The 21,307-nt window shown below is 69.1% G+C and carries 21 protein-coding genes; 10 read left to right on the top strand and 11 right to left on the bottom strand.

The window, feature by feature from the left end; translation table 11 throughout:
* Together G361_RS0134700 and G361_RS0134705 are read right to left on the bottom strand one after the other, a co-directional pair.
* Window positions 1–360, bottom strand: a complete 360-nt coding sequence (locus G361_RS0134700; RefSeq protein ID WP_019931747.1) for a DUF1304 domain-containing protein — start codon at window positions 358–360, stop codon at window positions 1–3.
* A gap of 64 nt (window positions 361–424) precedes the next feature.
* Window positions 425–2,056, bottom strand: a complete 1,632-nt coding sequence (locus G361_RS0134705; protein ID WP_019931748.1) for a GMC family oxidoreductase — start codon at window positions 2,054–2,056, stop codon at window positions 425–427.
* 249 nt (window positions 2,057–2,305) lie between these two features.
* On the opposite strand from G361_RS0134705, the gene G361_RS0134710 reads away from it, so the two are divergent.
* Together G361_RS0134710 and G361_RS0134715 are read left to right on the top strand one after the other, a co-directional pair.
* The gene (locus G361_RS0134710) at window positions 2,306–3,550 is read left to right on the top strand and encodes a cytochrome P450 (RefSeq protein ID WP_019931749.1); all 1,245 of its coding nucleotides are present in this window, start codon (window positions 2,306–2,308) and stop codon (window positions 3,548–3,550) included.
* A gap of 10 nt (window positions 3,551–3,560) precedes the next feature.
* Window positions 3,561–4,046: a glutathione peroxidase gene (locus G361_RS0134715; protein WP_019931750.1), complete on the top strand. Its 486-nt coding sequence runs from the start codon at window positions 3,561–3,563 to the stop codon at window positions 4,044–4,046.
* A gap of 22 nt (window positions 4,047–4,068) precedes the next feature.
* Here the strand turns inward: G361_RS0134715 and G361_RS0134720 are convergent, their stop codons facing one another.
* Complete coding sequence (locus tag G361_RS0134720) at window positions 4,069–4,629, bottom strand: TetR/AcrR family transcriptional regulator (RefSeq protein ID WP_019931751.1); 561 nt, start codon at window positions 4,627–4,629, stop codon at window positions 4,069–4,071.
* A 140-nt stretch (window positions 4,630–4,769) separates the two neighbouring features.
* On the opposite strand from G361_RS0134720, the gene G361_RS0134725 reads away from it, so the two are divergent.
* The 3 genes from G361_RS0134725 (at window position 4,770) to G361_RS0134735 (ending at window position 7,871) form a co-directional block, all read left to right on the top strand.
* On the top strand, window positions 4,770–5,444 hold the full coding sequence (locus G361_RS0134725; RefSeq protein ID WP_019931752.1) for a class I SAM-dependent methyltransferase: 675 nt from the start codon (window positions 4,770–4,772) through the stop codon (window positions 5,442–5,444).
* 435 nt (window positions 5,445–5,879) lie between these two features.
* Window positions 5,880–6,371: a transcriptional repressor gene (locus tag G361_RS0134730; RefSeq protein WP_019931753.1), complete on the top strand. Its 492-nt coding sequence runs from the start codon at window positions 5,880–5,882 to the stop codon at window positions 6,369–6,371.
* Window positions 6,372–6,383: 12 nt separating this feature from the next.
* Complete coding sequence (locus tag G361_RS0134735) at window positions 6,384–7,871, top strand: catalase (RefSeq protein WP_019931754.1); 1,488 nt, start codon at window positions 6,384–6,386, stop codon at window positions 7,869–7,871.
* 480 nt (window positions 7,872–8,351) lie between these two features.
* On the opposite strand, the gene G361_RS50580 is transcribed toward G361_RS0134735, so the two are convergent.
* Window positions 8,352–8,990: an LUD domain-containing protein gene (locus G361_RS50580; protein WP_019931755.1), complete on the bottom strand. Its 639-nt coding sequence runs from the start codon at window positions 8,988–8,990 to the stop codon at window positions 8,352–8,354.
* Window positions 8,991–9,324: 334 nt separating this feature from the next.
* Between G361_RS50580 and G361_RS0134745 the strand changes: the two genes are divergently transcribed.
* Window positions 9,325–10,662 carry a serine hydrolase gene (locus G361_RS0134745; protein ID WP_019931756.1) on the top strand — a complete coding sequence of 446 codons (1,338 nt, stop codon included), beginning with the start codon at window positions 9,325–9,327 and terminating at the stop codon, window positions 10,660–10,662.
* Here the strand turns inward: G361_RS0134745 and G361_RS0134750 are convergent.
* The gene (locus tag G361_RS0134750; RefSeq protein WP_019931757.1) at window positions 10,659–11,072 is read right to left on the bottom strand and encodes a nuclear transport factor 2 family protein; all 414 of its coding nucleotides are present in this window, start codon (window positions 11,070–11,072) and stop codon (window positions 10,659–10,661) included. The genes G361_RS0134745 and G361_RS0134750 overlap by 4 nt on opposite strands.
* Window positions 11,073–11,177: 105 nt before the next feature.
* Between G361_RS0134750 and G361_RS0134755 the strand changes: the two genes are divergently transcribed.
* Window positions 11,178–11,756 (top strand): TetR/AcrR family transcriptional regulator, encoded by a 579-nt coding sequence (locus G361_RS0134755; RefSeq protein WP_019931758.1) that lies wholly within the window; start codon window positions 11,178–11,180, stop codon window positions 11,754–11,756.
* A gap of 108 nt (window positions 11,757–11,864) precedes the next feature.
* Here the strand turns inward: G361_RS0134755 and G361_RS0134760 are convergent, their stop codons facing one another.
* Together G361_RS0134760 and G361_RS0134765 are read right to left on the bottom strand one after the other, a co-directional pair.
* Window positions 11,865–12,899, bottom strand: a complete 1,035-nt coding sequence (locus tag G361_RS0134760; RefSeq protein ID WP_019931759.1) for an aspartate-semialdehyde dehydrogenase — start codon at window positions 12,897–12,899, stop codon at window positions 11,865–11,867.
* A gap of 2 nt (window positions 12,900–12,901) precedes the next feature.
* Entirely contained in the window at window positions 12,902–14,167 is a 1,266-nt protein-coding gene (locus G361_RS0134765) for an aspartate kinase (protein ID WP_019931760.1), read from the bottom strand.
* Window positions 14,168–14,353: 186 nt separating this feature from the next.
* Between G361_RS0134765 and G361_RS0134770 the strand changes: the two genes are divergently transcribed.
* The 3 genes from G361_RS0134770 to G361_RS0134780 all read left to right on the top strand — a co-directional run bounded on the left by G361_RS0134770 (window position 14,354) and on the right by G361_RS0134780 (window position 16,443).
* Window positions 14,354–14,539 carry a DUF1918 domain-containing protein gene (locus tag G361_RS0134770; RefSeq protein ID WP_026343869.1) on the top strand — a complete coding sequence of 62 codons (186 nt, stop codon included), beginning with the start codon at window positions 14,354–14,356 and terminating at the stop codon, window positions 14,537–14,539.
* 207 nt (window positions 14,540–14,746) lie between these two features.
* Window positions 14,747–15,205, top strand: coding sequence for an SRPBCC family protein (locus G361_RS0134775; protein WP_019931762.1), 459 nt, complete (start codon window positions 14,747–14,749; stop codon window positions 15,203–15,205).
* Between the two features lie 32 nt (window positions 15,206–15,237).
* Window positions 15,238–16,443 (top strand): low temperature requirement protein A, encoded by a 1,206-nt coding sequence (locus tag G361_RS0134780; RefSeq protein WP_019931763.1) that lies wholly within the window; start codon window positions 15,238–15,240, stop codon window positions 16,441–16,443.
* Between the two features lie 4 nt (window positions 16,444–16,447).
* Here G361_RS0134780 and G361_RS0134785 read toward each other — a convergent pair whose 3' ends face one another.
* The 4 genes from G361_RS0134785 to G361_RS0134800 form a co-directional block, all read right to left on the bottom strand.
* Window positions 16,448–17,254 carry an ion transporter gene (locus tag G361_RS0134785; RefSeq protein WP_155981951.1) on the bottom strand — a complete coding sequence of 269 codons (807 nt, stop codon included), beginning with the start codon at window positions 17,252–17,254 and terminating at the stop codon, window positions 16,448–16,450.
* Window positions 17,255–17,396: 142 nt separating this feature from the next.
* The gene (locus G361_RS0134790) at window positions 17,397–19,016 is read right to left on the bottom strand and encodes a GMC oxidoreductase (RefSeq protein WP_026343870.1); all 1,620 of its coding nucleotides are present in this window, start codon (window positions 19,014–19,016) and stop codon (window positions 17,397–17,399) included.
* Window positions 19,017–19,309: 293 nt separating this feature from the next.
* Complete coding sequence (locus tag G361_RS0134795; protein ID WP_019931766.1) at window positions 19,310–20,020, bottom strand: type 1 glutamine amidotransferase; 711 nt, start codon at window positions 20,018–20,020, stop codon at window positions 19,310–19,312.
* A complete protein-coding gene (locus G361_RS0134800) occupies window positions 20,017–21,258 on the bottom strand; it encodes a MurT ligase domain-containing protein (RefSeq protein ID WP_019931767.1) in 1,242 nt (413 codons plus the stop codon). Before G361_RS0134800 ends, G361_RS0134795 begins: the two co-directional genes overlap by 4 nt.
* Between the last annotated feature and the right edge of the window lie 49 nt (window positions 21,259–21,307).

A 21,307-nucleotide genomic window follows, 5' to 3' on the forward strand; every position in this document is an offset into this window, starting at 1 on the left:
TCAGCCCGCGATCACGACGGCCAGCAGCGCCACGGCGGCGGGCAGGGACTGCGCGAACCAGGCCCGGCTCGCACCGTTCACGGTGCCGTAGACCCCGGCGACGATCACGCACAGCAGGAAGAACACCTTGAACTGGAATCCGGCGTGCCCGGCGGCCAGGCCCCAGAACAGCCCGGCCGCCAGAAAACCGTTGTAGAGCCCCTGATTCGCGGCCAGGGCGCCGGTCTCGGCCGCGAATTCGGCGGTGGTGCCGAAGATGTCCCGCGCGCGCGGCCCGCGCCACAGGAACATCTCCAGCACCAGGATGTAGCAGTGGATCAGTGCGACGATCACCACCAGCGCATTCGCAACCACGGTCATGGCGCCACATGCTAGGACCCCGGCAATCGCGCCGCCGACTGCGACACACCACCGGTGGCCGGTATCACCCGGCGGTGATGAACTCCGCGGCCTTCTCGCCGATCATGTAGCAGGGCGCGTTGGTGTTGCCGCCGGTGATGCTGGGCATGATCGAGGCGTCGGCGACCCGCAGGCCCTCGATACCGCGCACCCGCAGTTGCGGATCGACCACCGCGCGCTCGTCGACGCCCATCCGGCAGGTGCCCACCGGGTGGTACACCGAATGGATCCGGTTGGGCAGTTCCCGGCGCAGCGCCGTCTCGTCCGCGAAATCCGGTCCGGGCGAGAGCTCCTCGGTGACCGAACCGGCAATGGTCTTGTGGGCCATCACCTCCCGGATCAGGCGGATGCCCTCGATCAGGAAGTCCGCGTCGGCCGGATCGGACAGGTAGCCCGGATCGATCAGCGGCGCCTGCAGCGGATCGGCCGAGGCCAGCCGCACCTCGCCGCGGCTCTTCGGGTAGATCAGGGTCGGGAAGATGGTCATCGCCTGCCGGCGATCCACCATGTGCAGCTTGTCCTCGTCCTGGTTCGGGCTCGGGTAGGACCACGGCAGCGTGTGGATCTGCATGTCGGGCACGTCCTTCGCGAACTGCGTCCGCACGAAGCCGGCCACCTCGAACACCGTGCGGCCGAACCAGGAACTGCCGCGGCGGAGGGTCTCCTGCAGCACGCCGGAGGCGAAGTGCGACGGAATGCCCCGGTGCAGCGCCTTCTTCGAGATGTAGGTCATCGGCACGAACAGGTGGTCGTGCAGGTTCTGGCCGACCGGCAGATCCGCGTGCACCTCGATGCCGTGATCGCGCAGATGCCCGGCCGGGCCGATTCCGGACAGCATCAGGATCTGCGCCGACGCCATCACCCCGCCGGAGACCACGACCTCCTTGCCGGCCCGGATGATTCGGCGGGAATCGCCCTCGATCACCTCGACGCCGACGGCGCGGCCGTTCTCCACCACCACGCGCGCCACGTGCGCGCCGGTCACCACCGTCAGGGTCGGATTCGACCGGTTGGTCAGGTATCCGCGAGAGGAGCTGTAGCGCAGGCCGTCCCGCACGCTCTGCTGGAAAATGCTGATGCCCTCCTGGGATTCGCCGTTGTAGTCGGCGATCCGGGGCGCGCCCAGCGTCTCGGTGGCGGCGGCGATGAACTCCTGGGCGATCGGGGTGAGCTCCTTCTGCCGGGTCACCTCGATCGGTCCGCCCGAGCCGCGGAATTCGTCGGCGCCGCCCTCCCAGTTCTCCAGCCGCTTGTAGGCGGGCAGCACCTCGTCGTAGCTCCAGCCGTCGCAGCCCTCGGCCGCCCAGGAGTCGAAGTTGGCCTTGTTGCCGCGCACGAACAGCATGCCGTTGACGGAGCTGGAGCCGCCGAGCACCCGGCCGCGGGTCATCGGGATCTCGCGCTCGTTGGCGTGCTTCTGCGGGATCGAGTACTGCGACCAGGTCACCCGGTGCTTCAACTGCGGCACGGTGTGCACCATCGTGATCATGCCGGGGACGGTCACCAGCCGGGTGTCGTCCTTGCGGCCCGCCTCGAGCAGGATGACGGCGGCACCGGTCTCGGCGAGCCGGCTCGCCACGGTGGCGCCGGCGCTGCCCGCGCCGATGACGACGTAATCGGCCTCGGTGGCGGACTGGGTGCGCGCTGAGTCGGTCATGGTCGCTGGTCCTCGCTGATCGGTCGGAGTTGTCGCCGGCGGTCCGCGCACGCCACGGTGCGGCAGCCGCCTCGGATCACTGTAGAACAAGTTCTAATCTTGGTGAAGATACGGCCGCTCGGCACCCTCGAAAGTTGGCACTTCCAGATGCCCAATTCCCCATGTTGACCAGCGAACCCATGGTTGAATGCACGTAGAACATGTTTCATTTCCAATGTCGGCGCAGCGCAGCGCCCACAGGAGGAAGCCGTGCCAGTTCCAGCCTCGCCCGACCCTCAGCTCCCACCCGGATTCAACTTCACCGATCCCGGTCTCTGGGAGACGCGCACCCCCGCCGCCGAATTCGCCGCGCTACGCCGGACCGCCGGCGTGTGGTGGAACGCACTGGCCGACGAGGATTCGGCGCCCTTCCACGACGGCGGTTACTGGGTGGTGAGCCGGCACGAGGACGTCAAGGAGATCTCGCGGCATCCGGAGCTGTACTCGTCGAACCGCAACGGCGCGATCATCCGGATGCCCTCGTACACCACCCACGAACAGCTGGAGCTGACCACCGAGGCCCTGCTGGTGAACATGGATCCGCCCCGGCACACCAAGATCCGGCGGATCGTCTCCCAGGGCTTCACCCCGCGCGCGGTGGAGAGCCTGCGGGCCGCCCTGACCGCGCGGGCCGAGCGAATCGTGCTGGCCGCCAAGGACTGTGGCGGTGGCGATTTCGTGGAGCAGGTCGCGGCCGAACTGCCGCTGCAGGCCATCGCCGATCTGCTCGGGGTACCGCAGGAGGACCGGCACCGGCTGTTCGAGTGGTCGAACAAGCTGATGAACACCGAGGATCCGGAATTCGCGGGCGAATCCGTCACGGCCAACGCCGAATTGCTGGGCTACGCCTGGAACATGGCCGAACAGCGCCGGGCCCGGCCGCTCGACGACATCGTCAGCCGGCTGGTGTCGGCCGATATCGACGGGGAGGCACTGGGTTCCGACGAGTTCGGCTTCTTCGTGATCCTGCTGACGGTGGCGGGCAACGAGACCACCCGCAACGCGATCACGGCCGGGATGAAGGCATTCGTCGATCATCCCGCGCAGTGGGAGCTGTTCCGCGAGCGGCGGCCCGGTACTGCGGCGGACGAGATCGTCCGCTGGGCGACGCCGGTGAGCGCGTTCCAGCGCACCGCGACCGCGGACCACGAACTCGGCGGCCAGGCCATCGCCGCCGGGCAGCGACTCGGATTGTTCTACAGCTCGGCCAATTTCGACGAGACGGTGTTCGACGATCCCTTCGACTTCGACGTGTTGCGCGATCCCAACCCGCACGTCGGGTTCGGCGGCACCGGCGCGCACTACTGCGTGGGCGCGAATCTGGCCCGGCTGGAGATCGACCTGATGTTCAACGCCATCGCCGATGCGATGCCGGATCTGCGGCAGCTCGCCGAGCCGCAGCGGCTGCGGCACGGCTGGATCAACGGCATCAAGCACTGGCGGGTCGCCTACTAGGATCGGTTTCGTGACCATTCGTGAGATCCCGGTTCGCACCCTGTCCGACGACCCCACCACCCTCGCCGACCTGGTCGGCGACCAGGCGCTGCTGGTGGTGAACGTGGCCTCCCGCTGCGGCCTCACCCCGCAGTACACCGGCCTGGTGGAATTGCAGCAGACCTACGGCCCGCGCGGATTCTCCGTCGTCGGCGTGCCCTGCAACCAATTCATGGGCCAGGAACCCGGCACCGCCGCGGAAATCCAGGAATTCTGCTCGACCACCTACGGCGTGGATTTCCCGCTGCTGGCGAAGGTCGACGTCAACGGCGACGCGCGCCATCCGCTGTATCAGGAATTGGTACAGACTTCGGATGCCGAGGGCGTCGCGGGCGATATCCAGTGGAATTTCGAGAAGTTCGTCGTCGATCGTGACGGCAAGGTGGTGGGCCGTTTCCGCCCGCGCACCGAGCCGCAGGATCCGGCGGTGATCGCCGCGATCGAATCGGTGCTCTGATACCGATCGGCCGGCGACCGGCTCAGCCCGGCAGCACCTGCCGGGCCGATTTCTCCAGCCGGTCCGCGATTTCCACATAGGACGCGTATCCCACACCGGCGCGGACCAGCGCGCCGGCATAGAGCAGTTCCAGTGTCTCCACGATGTCGGGATCGGGATCCGGGCCGAGGGCGAGCAGCAAACGGCGCCGGATCTCGGTGCCGATCCGCAGCCGCAGATGCGCGACATCCGGGTCGGTGCCCAGCAGCGCGCTGGTGACGGCCCCGGCCAGCGCCGGTTCGTCGGCGACCAGCATCGCGATCTGCCGCAGCACAGCCACCGCGCGCGTGGTCCGGTCGCCGCCCTGCGGCGCTTCCGGCGTGGCCGCCAGCCGCCGCCAGAAAACCTCGGCGACGACATGTTCCTTGGAGGAGAAATAGGTATAGGCCGTCGCCGTGCCGACCCCCGCCGCCGCGGCCACCATCCGCACGGTGAGACCCGCGAAACCCTCGCGCGACAACACTTCCAGCGCGGCCCGCGTCAATCGGTCGACGGTATCGGCCTGTTTCTCGGTGAGGCGCCGCCGGGTGGCCTCCAGATTCACCGGGACAGCTGCCGGGCCGGGCCCGGTGGAAACGGGATCGGACACGTGTCCAGATGCTACTATGGTGCCGCTTCGGGGGCAACTCACCTGCCGCCCGGCAATCACCGCCCGGCCCGGGCGGAGGAAAGGTTTCACAGCTGATGACTCGCGCGCATTCCGCGATTTCCGCCGATACCCGGGAACTGTTCCGGCTCGCGGAGCAAACCACCGGTTTCATGCCGCCGGCCGAGGGCGAGGCGCTCCACGAGGCGGCCCGCCGATACGCCGGCGACGGGACGATCGTGGAAATCGGTACCTATTGCGGAAAGTCGACGATCTACCTCGGCGCGGCCGCCCGGGAGACCGGCGCGGTGGTCTACACGATCGATCACCACCACGGCTCGGAGGAGCATCAGCCCGGGTGGGAGTACCACGACACCACGATGGTCGATCCCGAGACCGGCCGCTTCGACACCGTGCCCGCCTTCCGCCGCGCGATCGTCCGCGCCGGCCTCGGCGACAGCGTCGTGGGCATCGTCGGCGCGTCGGTCACGGTCGCCCGGATCTGGCGTGCGCCGATCCGGCTGTTGTTCATCGACGGCGGCCACACCGAGGAAGCGGCGCAACGCGATTACGACAACTGGGCGCACTGGGTCGCGCCCGGCGGCGCGCTGGCCATCCACGACGTGTTCCCCGATCCCGCCGACGGCGGCCGGGCACCCTACAACATCTATCGGAAGGCGTTGGACAGCGGCCGATTCCGCGAGGTCGCGGTGACCGGTTCGCTGCGCGTGCTGGAGCACGACACCGGCTGCGGCGGCCACCCGCAGGCCTGACCGACACCGGCCCGAGCCGCTCCAGTTCATAGCGGTCGAGCCGCTCTGGTTCACCGCGGCCGAGCCGCTCCCCTGTGCACAGCGGCCGAACCGCTCCCGTGCACAGCGGCCGAGCCGCTTCTGTGCACAGCGGCCGAGCCGCTTCTGTAGCCGCGACAGCACCGTGCACCGCCGGCCGCGAAAGCCCGCGGTGCACAGTCGCGTCCGAATCATTTGCGCGGGCCACGGACTGTGCCCATCGCCACCTCCGCGCCCCCATCCGTCCGTGCGGACCGGCCGACAGCGCACACTTGGAATGAGCGTGTGCCCGTTCGCCTTCGTCGCCGGGTGATTGCTCCCCGGCGGATACGGCGGGGCCGGGTCGGCGGTAGCGGCCCCGGCCGCAATGTGACCGATCGGTCTTTTCTTGACTAATTCCAGAATAGGGGCATACTCATGGTCATGCACATCGGCGGATTCGATCCGCGCGAACGCTTACGCGCGGTCGGCCTGCGGGTCACGGCCCCGCGGGTGGCGGTGCTGGATGCTGTTGTGACCCAACCGCATTCGGATGCCGACCAGGTGGCTGCCCGGGTTCGGGAGGCGCTCGGCACGGTGTCGACCCAGGCGATCTACGACGTTCTGCACGCCTGTGTCAACGCCGGTCTGCTGCGCCGCATCGAACCGGCCGGTTCCGCCGCGCGATACGAGGCGCGGATCGGGGACAACCACCACCACCTGGTGTGCAGAAGGTGCGGCACGGTCGCCGATGTCGACTGCGCCGTCGGCCACGCCCCCTGTCTCGACCCGTCGGACGCACACGGTTTCGCGGTCGACGAGGCCGAGGTCGTGTATTGGGGCCTGTGCCCGAACTGCCGGACGGACGAGACGTCCGCTCCGGAACAATCCAGCAGCTCTCCGATCGAGGAGGTTGCGCGCCGGCCCTAGGAGGGGTTCCGCATGACGATCCGACCGACGACAGCCAAACCGACCACGACGAATACCGGCATCCCCGTCGCCAGCGACGACGAGTCGCTGACCGCGGGTACCCAGGGACCCGTTGCCCTGCACGACTTCTACCTGATCGAGAAGCTGGCCCAGTTCAACCGCGAGCGCGTGCCGGAACGGGTGGTGCACGCGAAAGGCGCGGGCGCGCACGGGGAATTGGTGGTCACCGGCGACGTGAGCCGCTACACCTCGGCGAAACTGTTCCAGCCCGGCGTGCGCACCGCGTCACTGGCCCGGTTCTCCACCGTCGCGGGTGAGCAGGGCAGCCCCGACACCTGGCGTGACCCACGGGGTTTCGCGGTCAAGTTCTACACCCCGGACGGCAACTACGACCTGGTCGGCAACAACACCCCGGTCTTCTTCATCCGGGACGCGATCAAATTCCCCGACTTCATCCGCTCGCAGAAGCGGTTGCCGGGCAACGGACTCCGCGACCACAACATGCAGTGGGACTTCTGGACGCTGCGCCCGGAGTCGGCGCACCAGGTGACCTGGCTGATGGGCGACCGCGGTATCCCGAAGAGCTACCGCCACATGAACGGATACGGCTCGCACACCTATCAGTGGACCAACGCCGCGGGCGAACGCTTCTGGGTGAAATACCACTTCGAGACCGATCAGGGCATCGACTTCCTCACCCAGGCCGAGGCGGACGACATCGCCGGCCGGGACGCCGACCACCACCGCCGCGACCTGTGGGACGCGATCGAGCGGGGCGATTTCCCCAGCTGGACCCTGTACGTGCAGGTCATGCCGGTCGCCGAGGCGGAGGGTTACCGGGTCAACCCGTTCGACCTCACCAAGGTGTGGTCGCACCACGACTACCCGCTGATCGAGGTCGGTAGGTGGACGCTGCACCGCAATCCGGCGAACTACTTCGTCGAGATCGAGCAGGCCGCCTTCGAACCCTCGAATCTCGTTCCCGGCATCGGCTTTTCGCCGGACAAGATGCTGCTGGGCCGGGTGTTCGCGTACAGCGACGCGCACCGCTACCGGATCGGCGCCAACTACGCCGAACTGCCGCCGAACCGGCCGCACGCGGCCGAGGTGAACTCCTACGCCAAGGAGGGCCCGATGCGGCACCACTTCAACGGCCCGGAAGTGCCGGTGTACGCACCGAATTCGTTCGGCGGACCGCATGCCGACCCGACCGCCGCCGGCGACGAGGGCCGCTGGAACTTCGAACCGGAACTGATCCGCGCGGGCTACATCCGGCATCCGGAGGACGACGACTTCGGTCAGGCGGGCACGCTGGTCCGCGAGGTGCTCGACGACGCGCAGCGTGATCGCCTGGTGAGCAACGTGATCGGTCACGTCCTCGACGGCGTGCGCGAGCCCGTGCTGTCGCGCGTGTTCGAGTACTGGACGAACGTCGACCCGGAGATCGGTAAGCGCATCGAGGCGGGCGTGCGCGGCGCCCGGACCGCCGACCGCGACTGACTACCGATCCGATTCCGTTGCAGTGCAGGATATTCCGTCCTGCCGCCGGCCTAAACCATTCCCCACCAGTAGAACAGGCAGGCCAGTATGAAGACTGCAACGGTGTCCATCGCGTTCCCTCCCGATCCTCGTGCCGCTCGTCCCTGCCATCATCCCTCGAGAATGCCGGGGCGGAACGAACTCTCAGGTGGGACGGCCGGCCTGTCACCCCTCGCGGACAGGCCGGCCGGGTCTGCGCCGCACGGTGCGGTCCCGGGTGCGACCCGCCACCCCTCGCCGGCGGGCCGCACCCGAACCCCACCGTGCGGTGGTCTCGGATACCGGGTGCCGGGCGAGCGGGAACGTGATCGTCACCGCCTGCGTCGAAACCCGGAACCGGTCTCGACACAGACAATGCGGCCGCGCCCTTGGCGCGGCCTTAAGAAGATCTTGCGATGGGAATTGCTGCCGGTCGCGGGCGTATTCGCCGCCCGCGACGGATCATTCGACGATCAGGACCACCAGCTGACGCATGCTGTGCCTGCCGTTCGCCCGCTCCTTCTCCGGATCGACGGGCGCGGAGGGACCGCCGACCCAGGTGATCGACCGGCGGGGATCGATCTTGTCCAGTACGTCGGGCAGCGACGGATCGATCTGCCCGATCTGCACTACACATACGTGGCAATTGGGTAGCAAACCGCCGCGGGTGCCCTGCCCCGGCCCGCCGTCGAGCACGATGGCGCCGGAATCGGCCACGGCGCCGGCACAGGCGGTCAGGACGGCGTCGGGTACCTCGTCGGGGTCGATCGGACCGCTGACCACCCGGTGTTCGGCGCCGGTGGCCCATTCGGCCAGCCACTCCTCGGCCAGTCCGTCCGGCGCCAGCACCGAGGCCACGTTGTGGCTGCGCAGGGCGCCGGCCACGCTGTCGCCGACGCCCTGTTCGGTGATGCGATGCACCTGGGCGCCGTTGTGCTTCATGCGCTCGGCGAACAGGTCGACGATCTCCGCGCGGTCCTCGGCGGTCAGCTCGGGTGCGTTGCGGCCGTAATTGCGCGGCACCGGAATCGTGCGACCATCGTCCGGTAGTGCTTTCAACCCGTCGCGCACGCGGCGCAGGATTTCCTCCCGCGACGTCACGGTAGCCTCCCGTTCGAGCTCGCCTCCGGCCTCGTGGCCGCCGGATCGCCGGTGTTCGTTGCGTGGTGGCCGCTGCCGAGTGCCCGGCGACAGCGCGCGCGGAACGACTCCCGCCGCAGCAGCAGACAAGACAGAGTATCCGGTTTCGGCGGACAGACCGGATCGTCGGGATGTGAAAACGTGTGATCTTGTTCGCCAGAGTACCCGCGACGCCACCGGTTCATGCCCGGCCCGGCCGATCAACGCGAGTTGCTCGCGCGGCGTTCGATCGCGATTCGATCGCGACGGCCGTGGCGACCCCGATCGGCCCCGGATTCGCCGATAACCTGCGGAAATGGGGCGAATACTCGGCTGGTTGACGGCCGTCTCGATCATCTCGACGGCCGTGGCCGCACCGGCCGTCGCGGACCCGGAGCCCGAGGTGCGCTGCGCGGTGACCAGCGGGCGCGACCTGCCGCGGGCCGCGCCGGAGGAGGCCGGTTTCGACTCCGCGCGCCTGGCCGGCGCGCTGGCCCTGGCCGGCGCGCGCAACCGCCTCAACGTGCAGATCTTCCGGCACGGCTGCCTGATCGGCGCGGGCCCGCTCAACGACCGGACCGGCGATATCGCCTGGAACGTGTGGAGTGTGACCAAGAGCGTGGTGTCGCTGATCGCGGGCATCGCCTGGGACGAGGGCCGGCTCGACCTGGACGCGCCGATCGACCGCTATCTGCCGCCGGGCCTCGGCGACGCCGCGCACCGCGCGATCACGGTCGAGAATCTGCTCACCGAGACCTCCGGGCTGCGCGTCGCCGTGGTGAACGAGGGCATCACCGGCATCGTCCCGATCGAGCCGAACAGCGCGGTGCAGGCGCTCGGCGTGCCGCTGGACCATCCGCCGGGGACCACCTTCGCCTACAGCCAGCGCAACGTCGATCTGTTGTCGTACGTGGTGGAGCTGGCGATCGGCGAACCGTTGCAGCGATTCGCGCAGCGCGCGTTGTTCGATCCGCTGGGCATCGGATCCGGTGACTATTTCTGGTCCCGGGACCGCGCCGGGCACACCTACGGCTACGCCCATCTGACGATCCCGCCCAACGATCTGGCCAAGCTCGCCCTGCTGCTCGGCGACGACGGGCGCTGGGGCGACGCCCGGGTGGTGTCCGGGGACTATCTGGCCCTGGCGCGGCGGCCCTCGCCGGCCAATCCCTGCTACGGATACCTGTTCTGGACCGGGGCCGGATGTGTCGAGATGCCGGCGTTCCTGCCGCCGGACAGCTACGAGATGTCCGGGCTGGGGATGCAGAACGTCTTCGTCATCCCCAGCCTGGACCTGACGGTGATGTGGACCGGCGCGTTCGGCAGCCGCTCGGTGGCCGGGCCGATCGGGGTGCTGGGCGGCTCGACCGAACTCACCCACGAATTCTTCCGGGAGCTGTTCGCCGCCTTCCGGGAGCCGCCGGTGCCGGATCCGGGCCCGTACGCGGAACCGTCGCGGCGGGTGGATCCGCGCAGCCTGTTCGATCCGGATATGACGCTCGCGATCTTCGGCGCCGGACCGGACGCCTATCCCGGCTGCGATGTGCTGTCGTGCCTGGACGCCCCGCTGGCGCCGCCGTTCGCGGCCGTCCCGCCCGGCTGTCTGATCGTGGCGTGCCTGGGCGCGGACCCGAGGACGCCGGGAATCCGTTAGTCGCCCGCGGCGATCCGCGCGTAGCGGCCGGTATCCATGTAGTCGCGGAACAGCAGGACGCGGCCGTCGCGCACCCGCACCACGTTCACGGCGGTGCGCGAGCGCGTGCGACCGGCCCCCGGCCGGGTCATGTCGACCTCGTTCTCGACGACGATCACCTCGGGGTCCGTGGTCTCGTGGAGCTGCGGGTGGATTCCGTGCACCTCGATCGTCGCCAGGCCACCGGACCACCGCTGCCGCAGATGATCCCGGATGGCATCCGGCCCGACCAGCCGGGTGGGCATGCCGGGGATCGGGAACGGGATCTCGAAGACCCCGTCGGGTGCGAACAGTGCGGCGAAGGCGTCGGCGTCGCGGGCGGGCAGCTCGCGGAACATCTGCTCGACCAGTTCGCGTGGGGTGAGGGTCATGGCGAAACCTCTTCTCGGACGGCGGAATTACGAAACGGAACGATCGCCCCGCTCAGTATCCGGAACGATCGCCCCGTTTGTCAACGCGCCGGTACACTCGCCGTTGTGACCGACAGCAAGCCCGAGGCGACCGCCGGGCGCCGCACCCAGCGCGCAGACGCCCGCCGCAATCGCGAACGCGTACTCGCCGCCGCGCGCGAAGCCTTTGCCGCCGAAGGCATTTCGGTCCCGCTGGACGAGATAGCACGGCGCGCCGGCGTCGGCCCCGGCACGGTCTATCGCCACTTCCCCACCAAGGAAGCACTTTTCCACGCCGCCATCCTCGACAACATCGAGCGGATGACCGAGGCGGCCCGATCCCTCACCGGCGCCGACGATGCGGGCGCGGCCTTCTTCGGCTTCCTGGACCGGGTCGTCGCCGAGGGCGGCGTGAAACGCGACCTGGCCGAAGCGATCGGCGATCGCGCCCTCGAATTGTCCGCCCCGAGAAAGCAATTCCACGAAGAATTGAACCTGCTGCTGTGCCGGGCGCAGCGGCACGGTGCGGTCCGCGACGACATCGACATCGACGATTTCCTGCGAATCCTGCAGGGCGCCTTCACCGCCGCCCACTCCGCCGGTCTCGATGCCGAACGCCGCCGCCGCACCTTCGCCGTCGTCTTCGACGGATTGCGTGCGCGCTGAACCACTTCCGCTCGCCACACCCGGAATCGGTACGCCCACACCACCCTTCGACGCGGAACGGGCCGCCCGATCGGATGATCGAGCGGCCCGCTGCGGGTCGGGATCGGATCAGCGCTGCGCGAGCAACACCTCGGCGATCTGAATCGTGTTGAGGGCGGCGCCCTTCCGGAGGTTGTCGCCGGAGACGAACAGGGCCAGACCGCGGCCCTCGGGGGCGCCGGGATCCTGCCGGATGCGGCCGACGAGGGATTCGTCGGCACCGGCGGCGGCCAGCGGGGTCGGCACGTCGGTGAGCCGGACGCCGGGGGCGGCGGCCAGGATCTCCCGCGCCCGCTCGACCGAGAGCGGTTCGGCGAATTCGGCGTTGATCGACAGCGAGTGACCGGTGAAGACCGGCACCCGCACGCAGGTACCGCTCACCAGCAGATCGGGCAGGCCGAGGATCTTGCGACTCTCGGTGCGCAGCTTCTGGTCCTCGTCGGTCTCGCCGGAGCCGTCGTCCACCAGCGAACCGGCCAGCGGCAGCACGTTGAACGCGATCGGGGCGACGTACTTCTTCGGCGCCGGGAACACCGCGGCCGAGCCGTCGTGGGTCAGCTTCTCCATATCGGGCGCCACGGCGCGGATCTGGCCGGCCAGCTCCTCGACCCCGGCCAGCCCGCTACCCGAGACCGCCTGGTAGCTGGAGACGATCAGGCGCCGCAGGCCCGCGGCGTCGTGCAGCGGCTTCAGCACCGGCATCGCGGCCATGGTGGTGCAGTTGGGGTTCGCGATGATGCCCTTGGGCAGGTTGTACGCCTGCTCCGGATTCACCTCGGAGACGATCAGCGGGACCTCGGGGTCCTTGCGCCAGGCCGAGGAGTTGTCGATCACGGTCACCCCGGCGGCGGCGAACCGCGGCGCCTGCACCCGCGACATGGTGGCGCCGGCGGAGAACAGGGCGACGTCCAGCCCGCTCGGGTCGGCGGTCGCGGCGTCCTCCACCACGATCTCGCCGCCGCGCCACGGCAGCGTCGTACCGGCCGAGCGCGCCGAGGCGAAGAACCGCACCTCGTCGGCGGGAAAATCGCGCTCCTGCAACAGTTTCCGCATGACGGCGCCGACCTGCCCGGTCGCGCCGACCACACCCACACGTACGCCCATGGTTACCGCCCCGTCCCGGCGTGTACGACCGCCACCTCGTCGCCGCCCAGATCGAAGGCCCGGTGCAGCACCTGCACGGCCTCGTCCAGGTCGGTATCCCTGACCAGTACCGAGATCCGGATCTCCGAGGTGGAGATCAGGTCGATGTTGACGCCGGCGGTGGCCAGCGCCTCGCAGAAGGTCGCGGTCACGCCGGGGTGGCTCTTCATCCCCGCGCCGACCAGCGACACCTTGCCGATGTGATCGTCGTAGAGCACCTGGGTGAAGCCGATCTCGCCCTGCTGCTTGGTGAGCATCTCCACCGCGCGCGGGCCCTCGGTCTTCGGCAGCGTGAAGGTGATGTCGGTCTTGCCCGTCTCGACCTTCGAGATGTTCTGCAGCACCATATCGATGTTGATCTCGGCGTCGGCGATGGCCCGGAACACCTTGGCGGCGTACCCCGGCTCGTCCGGCAACGCCACGACGGTCACCTTGGCCTCGCTGCGGTCGTGCGCGACGCCGGTGAGGATTGCTTTCTCCAAGGGGATGTCCTCCATCGATCCGTAGACATAGGTGCCGCTCTTGTCGGTGTACGAGGACCGCACATGCACGGGCACGTTGTAGCGGCGCGCGTATTCCACACAGCGCAGCATGAGCACCTTCGAACCGCAGGCGGCCATCTCCAGCATCTCCTCGAAGGAGACCTGCTCGAGCTTCTGCGCGTCGGGGACGATGCGGGGGTCGGCGGTGAACACGCCGTCGACATCGGTGTAGATCTCGCAGACGTCCGCCTCCAGCGCCGCCGCCAGCGCGACCGCCGTGGTGTCGGAACCGCCGCGACCCAGCGTGGTGACGTCCTTGCTGTCCTGGGAGACCCCCTGGAAGCCCGCGACCAGTACGACCTGGCCCTCGTCGAGCGCCTGCCGCAGCCGCGACGGGGTGACGTCGATGATCCGCGCGTTACCGTGCGCGCCGGTGGTGATGACACCCGCCTGCGATCCGGTGAACGAGCGGGCCTCCGCGCCGAGCGAGTGGATCGCCATGGCCACCAGGGCGTTCGAGATGCGCTCCCCGGAGGTCAGCAGCATGTCCAGCTCCCGGGCCGGCGGCGCGGGCGATACCTGTTGAGCGAGATCGAGCAGTTCGTCGGTGGTGTCGCCCATCGCCGAGCACACCACGACCACCTCGTGACCCTGCTTCTTCGTCTCGACGATCCGCTCAGCGACACGACGGATGCGCTCGGCGGACTCGAGCGAGGATCCTCCGTACTTCTGAACGACGAGAGCCACGGCCGGTCCTCCAAGATCGAGATCGTACTGCTGCCAGCAACCAAGAGTACCGGCCGTCGTCCAGCGTTTATCCGGCAACCTCTGTGGCCTGGCGCACTGCCGCGGTCCGGATGGCACTCCACGGGCCGCGCTGCCAGCACTCGCACCCCCTTGTGACGCACATCACTCCGGGCAGATAATGCGATCATGCAGGCAAACATCGGTGACAGGTTGCTCGTCCACGGTCGAGCGGTAGGGATGCCGGATCACGCCGGGCAGATCGTCGAGGTGCGTGGTACCGACGGTGCACCCCCGTACATCGTGCGATTCGACGACGGGCACGAGAGCTTGGTGTTCCCGGGACCGGACTCGGTGGTCCGCCACCGCGGCTGAGCGCAGCCCACTCCTCCGGATACGAATTCGGCGGTGCCGCCGTGGATTTGCCGCACCGCCGTGATGACCTCGTGATGAGCTCGTGATTGGCCATGTTTCACACGCATCGGACCGTTCTCGCTCGTGCCATAACAGACCATATGGTTGACGCGAAGTGTGGCACTGGAGACAATCGGGCCCTAGGCAGTCCGGGGGCCGGAGGTACGCATGCGCACGAAGACCAACCACCGAATCGTGGTCGACGTCGATCCCGCGGTGGTGACGGAGGCTTTGCTCACGGTCGAACGGATACCGGAATGGTCGCCGATGCATCGGGATGTCCGGGTGGCCACACACGACGAATACGGCCGGCCACAACGCGTCTATGCGACCGTGAGTCCGACCGGTACGTCCGATCGCCAGGTTCTGGAATACACGTACGACGGTGATCGAATCTCCTGGCGCGTCGTCGAAAGTGGCGCGGGCGGCGGCGGTCTCGGCTGGTTCGACCTGGCGGAAACCGAGGAGGGTACCGAGATCTGGTATCACAGCGAGGTATACCTGCCAATTCCCGTACCCGGAATTCTGATGAAACGCAGTCTGTCCCGGCTCCACGAGGAAGCGGTCCACAACCTCGCGGAGTTCATCGAGAAATTCCGGTTCGAACAGAGCTACGACGTGCCCTGACGCCGCCGCTCGGCCGTGTCACCATGTCCCCCATGACCGATGCGCTGCCGACGCGGTTGCGGCCCACCGCCGAGGACTCCTCGGTGACCCAGCTCGAACTGTTCTTCGATCTGGTGCTGGTGTTCGCGTTCACCCAGGTGACCGACCTCGCCGCGCACGAGTCCAGCATGCTGAACCTGTTGCGCGCCTTCCTGGTACTGGCCGTGATGTGGTGGGTGTGGATCGGCTACGCGTGGCTCGGCAACGTGGTGCGGGCCGACGAGGGCCTGGCGCGGGTGGCCATGTTCGCGGCCACGGGCACCGGGCTGATCATCGCGCTCACCATCCCCGAGGCGTTCCACAGTCAGCCCGGCGGCTGGCACGGGCCGCTGGTGTTCGCGCTCGCCTACCTCGTCGTGCGGCTGATCCATCTGGGCATGTTCTGGCTGGCGAGCAGCCACGATCGGCAGTTGCGCGGCCAGGTGGTGCGCTGGGCGGCCGGATCGATCACGATCGGCACCACCCTGCTGATCGTCGCCGGCACCACCACGGGCGCGGCGCAGATCTGGCTGTGGATCGCCGCGATCGCGGGCGATATGGCGTGGACCCTGTTCGCCGGCAACGGCTGGCGGCTGAACTCCGCCGGGCACTTCGCCGAACGGCACGGTCTCGTGGTGATCATCGCGCTCGGCGAGTCGGTCGTCTCGATCGGCGTGGGTGTTGCGGGACTGTCGATCTCGGGTCCGATCGTGCTCGGCGCGCTGCTCGGGCTGGCCGTCTCGGGCCTGCTGTGGTGGGCGTACTTCGACGTGGCCGCGCTGGTGGTCGAGCGCGAGCTGAAACGCGTGAGCGGCGAGCGCCGGGTGCAGATCGCCCGGAACTGCTACACCTACTGGCACTTTCCGATGGTGGCCGGGATCGCCGGGCTGGCACTGGGATTGAAGAAGCTGCTGCACCAACTGGGCGGCACCGAGGGGCACACCCTGCACGAATCACTGCCCGCGGTCCCGCTGTACGCGCTGTACGGCGGTGTGGCGGTCTATCTGCTCGGGCTGGTGGGATTCCGCCACTACGCCACGCGCGTGGTGCTGTGGCCGCGCGTGGTGGCCGCCGGGGCACTCGCCGCGCTGCTGCCGGCGGCCCTGGGCCTGCCCGCGATCATCGCGCTGGGGCTGCTGTGCGGGGTGCTGGTGGCCCTGATCGCCTGGGAGGCCCTGCGTTACGCGCGACCGCGCGACGAGGTCCGGCACGCGGAGTGATCGGTCACGACCGCCGGACGCCGCGATTGTCCAGCGATTCGTCGACCCGCACCCCGTCCAGGACGGACCGGCGCATCTGGTGCACGTTCTCCCGCAGCACGTCGCCGATCAGCTCGTCGACGCGGGGATCGGCCAGCGCCTGCATCAGGATCCGGAAGCTGGTGTCGGTGATCGCGCGGATGATGTCCTCGTGGAAGGGCAGGTATTTCACCCGGCCGACCTGGGGATCGTTGCGGATCAACTCGAGGACCAGCCCGTCGAGTTCGGCGCGGTTCTCCTCCAGCGCGGAGGCCAGGTTGCGGGTGTACTGGCCGGTGCGCATCACCTCGGCGACCTCCTCCAGCACCGCGATGGTGACGGGCCGTTTGACCGTGTCGACGATGGCGCCGAAGAACCGGTTCAGCACGACCATCGCGACCCGGTCGCCGAACACCTGCTCAGCGGCGCGGGCCAGCCGCAGGCCGAGCGCGAACACGCGCAGCAGCCGGAACGCGCGGAGGTACACATTCGTCACCGGCACCATGCCGACCACGTCGTACCAGTGCCCCAGCAGGTACGACAACGTCCAGCCCGCGAATCGCCACCGCCACAGGAACTCCAGGGCGAAGACCCCGCACAGCACGTAGTCGGCGTCGGTCACCACGCGCGCGGTGCGCGGTGCGACCGGCTGGAAATGGATCCACCCGAGCCCCGCCACCGCCGCGGCGCCGAGCAGCACCATCACCAGATCCACCCAGAACTCGGGCTCCAGCCGCACCCGGTGGACCGCGACCGCGGCCGGTGTGTCGGTGGGCGCGCTCAACTGCGACACGACGATGCCTTCCTCGAACCGTTCGCGCCGAGAGTAATGCCCGGCGCCGAGCCTGGACAGGGGCCGCCCCCGGCCCGGGTCGGTGACCTGCGGCCGGGACACGGTGACCTGCGGCCGGTACTCAGTGGCCTGCGGCTGGTACTCAGTGGCCTGCGGCCACGATCGCCGCGATATTGCGTTCGGCCAGCGCCGTGATCGTCAGCGACGGATTCACGGTGCCGGTACTGCCCGGGATCGCGGCGCCGTCCATCACGTACAGCCCCGGATGCCCGAGGACCCGGCCGTTGCCGTCGGTGACCTGTCCCAGGACCGCGCCGCCGAGCGGATGCGCGGTGAACACCGCGTTGGCGTCGTAACCGAGCGGCTTGTAGTCCAGCACCGCGCCCGCCCGTTCGGCGATGTGGTGGTCGACGTGCCGGCAGGCGTCGGCCACCGCGTCCTGCGCACTCTTCGGCCAGGTCAGCGTCGCCGCGTTGCGGGCGCGGTCGAAAGTGAAACGCGCCCGGGTGGAATCGAGCACCATACCGAGCGAGGCCAGCGCCCCGGTCTCCACCGGGATGCCGGGGATGTACCAGCTCTCCAGGCTCAGCGGCGGGCCGGATTCGTCGGCGATGCGGCTCGCGCTGGGCACGCCCTGCCCCAGCCTGGACAGCGTGCTCTCGCCGCGCGCCAGCACCACGTCGCCGTTGGTGCCCCAGCCCTCGCCCACGTGCTCGTTGAGATTCGGCAGGGTTCCGGTCGCCTGCGCACGCACCAGCAGCTCCGAGGTGCCCAGCGAACCCGCGCCGAGGAACAACCGGTCGCAGGTGAGGGTGCGGGTACCCAGTACGGCGCCGGTCGGGTCGAGTTTGGTGACGGTGACGACGAATCGGCCGCCCGGCTCCTGCGCGACGGTGTCGACCCGATGCCCCGGGTACACGGCCGAGCGTCCGGTGTCCTGCGCATAACGCAGGTAGTTCTGGTTGAGGTCGAATTTGGCGCCGTTGGAATTTCCCAGATTGCTGCGCGCCGCCGTCGCGGAAGCCCTTGTGGTACCACCCAATTCGGCCCGGAGAATATCCCAATTGAAGATGGAGTCGTTGGGTACGGACCGATATCCGGCCTTGCGCACCTGATCGTCCCAGACCCGCGCGTGGGTGAACGGTCCCGACGCGTAGATATCGGCCGGCATCGGACTCAATCGCAACATCTGCCGCACCCGCGGATACCAGACGCTGTCCATTTCACCGTAATCGACTGTGCCCCGGAATATCTGGTCGAAGAATCGCTGTTCCGGGGCGATCATGGCGCCGGTGAAAACGACCGATCCGCCGCCGACCGCGGCGGCGTGCCAGACGTCGATTCCGGGAAATTCCGTGACGTCCAGCACGCCGCCGAAATCGGCGAATCGCATGGGCACCTTGGTAACTCCGGTGAACGAGGTGCGATGCCAGAAGCCGCGGCCGTCGGGCAGATCGTCACCGGTGAAGATTTCCCGCCAGGGATCGTTGGGCCACCGCGAACCCCGTTCCAGCACAGTGTTGGTCACGCCCGCCTCGGCCAGCCGCAACGCCGTGACGGCCGCCCCGAAGCCGGAGCCGACCACGATCGCCTCCGTATGCTCCGGCGGATCTGCCAGGGGCGCAAAGACTTCCGGTACCCACGAGCGAAACAGGCTGACCCAGTTGGGATCCGCGCGCGCGACACCGGCTCCGGACCACCGGACGGCGGCACCGGAGAACGCCGCAGCGGCGGCTGCTCGCAGAAGAACACGTCTGCGCAATCGGCCCCTCCCTCATCACGCGTGGCCGCGCGCGAGCGTACCGGGTCCGGCCGCCGGTCTCAACAGAATCGGCGGCCACATCCGGCGCCGAGGGCCGCGGTATCGACCCAGGTAGGGGCTTCCAGCAGGGCGGAAGCCGCCGATATGTGTCATTTCACAATTCGCCTGTGAACGACGGCTACCGCGGGCCACACCACAACGCGGGACCCGCACCCACGGCGGGCAACCGGCGGCTACGGGGGCCCACCGGCGCCACCGTGACTCGGACGACGCCGGCCGCCGCGGCTCGGATCTCAGGCGCGCAGGCGCTCGCGCCGGAGCCGGTCGACCTCGGGCAGGTCCAGCGGCGGCAGCGAGTCGACGCCGAGCGCGCGGGCCAGCAGGTGATCCGCCAGTTCCGGATTGCGGGCCAGCACGGGGCCGTGCAGGTAGGTGCCGTACACCGAACCCTGTACCACGCCCTCGAGGCCGTCGCCCACACCGTTGCCGACGCCGCGGGTCACCCGGGCCAGGCCGCGGGCGTCACCGCCGAGTTTCGTTCCGCCACGGTGGTTCTCGAAGCCGGTGAGCGGCTGAGAGAGGCCGGGCAGCAGCGGTGTGGTGGCCACCTCGCCGATCGCCCGCACCCGCTGCGGCGAGGTGGTGACGTCGAACAGGCCCACGCCGTCCACCCGCTCCCCACCGGAGGTTTCGTACCAGTGGCCGAGCACCTGGATGGCGGCGCAGATCGCCAGCACCGGAACGCCTTTCGCGGCGGCCTCCTGCAGGCCGGGATACCGCTGCAGATGGCGCGTGGCCAGCCGCTGGGCCGAATCCTCCGCTCCCCCCAGGGTATACAGGTCCAGCGACGCGGGAACCGGGTCGTTCAAGGAGATCTCGACGATCTCGGCGTCGTGGCCGCGCATCCGCAGCCGCTGCCGCAGCACCAGCGCGTTACCGCCGTCGCCGTAGGTGCCCATCACATCGGGCAGTACCAGCCCGATCCGGACCGTGGACTCGCTCATGCGGTCACGACCCCTTCCAGATCGCGGTTCAGATCCCGGAACGCCGTGTAGTTGGCCAGCACCTCGACCCGGCCGGGCGGGCAGGATGCGATGGCCTGCAACGGATCCGGCACGGTGGTGTGTTCCACCCCGGCATAGGTGAGGCGCACCGCCAGATCGGTGGCGCGTTCCCCGGCGGCCACCACCTGGGTGCCCTCGAAGTGTTCGAAGCGTACGTCCCACAGCCAGGACAGATCCTCGCCGTCGGGCACCTGGCCGTTCACCGCGATCACCAGACCCGTTGCGGCCGAATCGATCATCGACAGCGCCTCCTGCCAGCCGGCCGGATTCTTGGCCAGCAGCAGGCGGGCGTTGTGCGCACCGACCTGCACGGTGCGGTAGCGGCCGGCGATCTCGCGCACGGTGGCCGCGGCATCCACGGCGGTGGCCGCCGGAACCGCCAGCGCCACCGCGGCGGCGACCGCCTGCGCGGCGTTACCGCGGTTGGCGCGGCCCGGAAGGGCAAGGTGCAGCGGCAGTTTCACGCCGTCCGGCCCGTACAGATGCTCCTCGTCGACCCACCAGTCCGGTTCGGGCCGATGGAAGTCCGCGCCGGTGCTGCGCCAGTGCTCGCCCTCCCAGACGATCGGCTCACCGGAGCGCGGGCAACTGGTCGCGTCCACCGCCCAGCCGCTGCCGGCCGACACCCAGACCACATTCGGATGGTCGTAGGCGATCGAGGTGACCAGCACGTCGTCGCAGTTGGCGATCAGCACGGTATCGGGATGGCGGGCCATGCCGGCGCGCAGCTTCCGCTCGATCATGTTGATCTCGCCGACCCGGTCCAGCTGGTCGCGGCTGAGGTTCAGCAGCACCACGGCCGCGGGGTTCAGCGCGTCCGCGACGTGCGGCAGATGCAGTTCGTCGACCTCGATCGCGGCCAGCGGCGCGGTGCGGTGGGCGGTGAGGGCGGCGACGATACCGGCGTCCATATTGGCGCCGTCGGCCTGGGAGGCGACCGGGCCGAGCGTGCCGAGCGCGGCGGCGGTCATCCGGGTGGTGGTGGACTTGCCGTTGGTGCCGGTCACCAGGACCGTGCGCCGGCCCCGGCCGAGCTGCGTCATGATCGACGGATCGATCAGCAGCGCGATCAGGCCGCCGATCATCGAACCCTTGCCCCGGCCCGCGCGTTGCGAGGCCCAGGACGCGGCCGCCGCCGCCTGCAGCGCCAGCCGTCCGCGTACCGAGATGTCTGCCACGACGCGAGTGTATTGGCAGCCGGGGCCGCACGCCGTACTCAGGGGCCGC

Source organism: Nocardia sp. BMG111209, from assembly GCF_000381925.1.
GTDB lineage: Bacteria > Actinomycetota > Actinomycetes > Mycobacteriales > Mycobacteriaceae > Nocardia.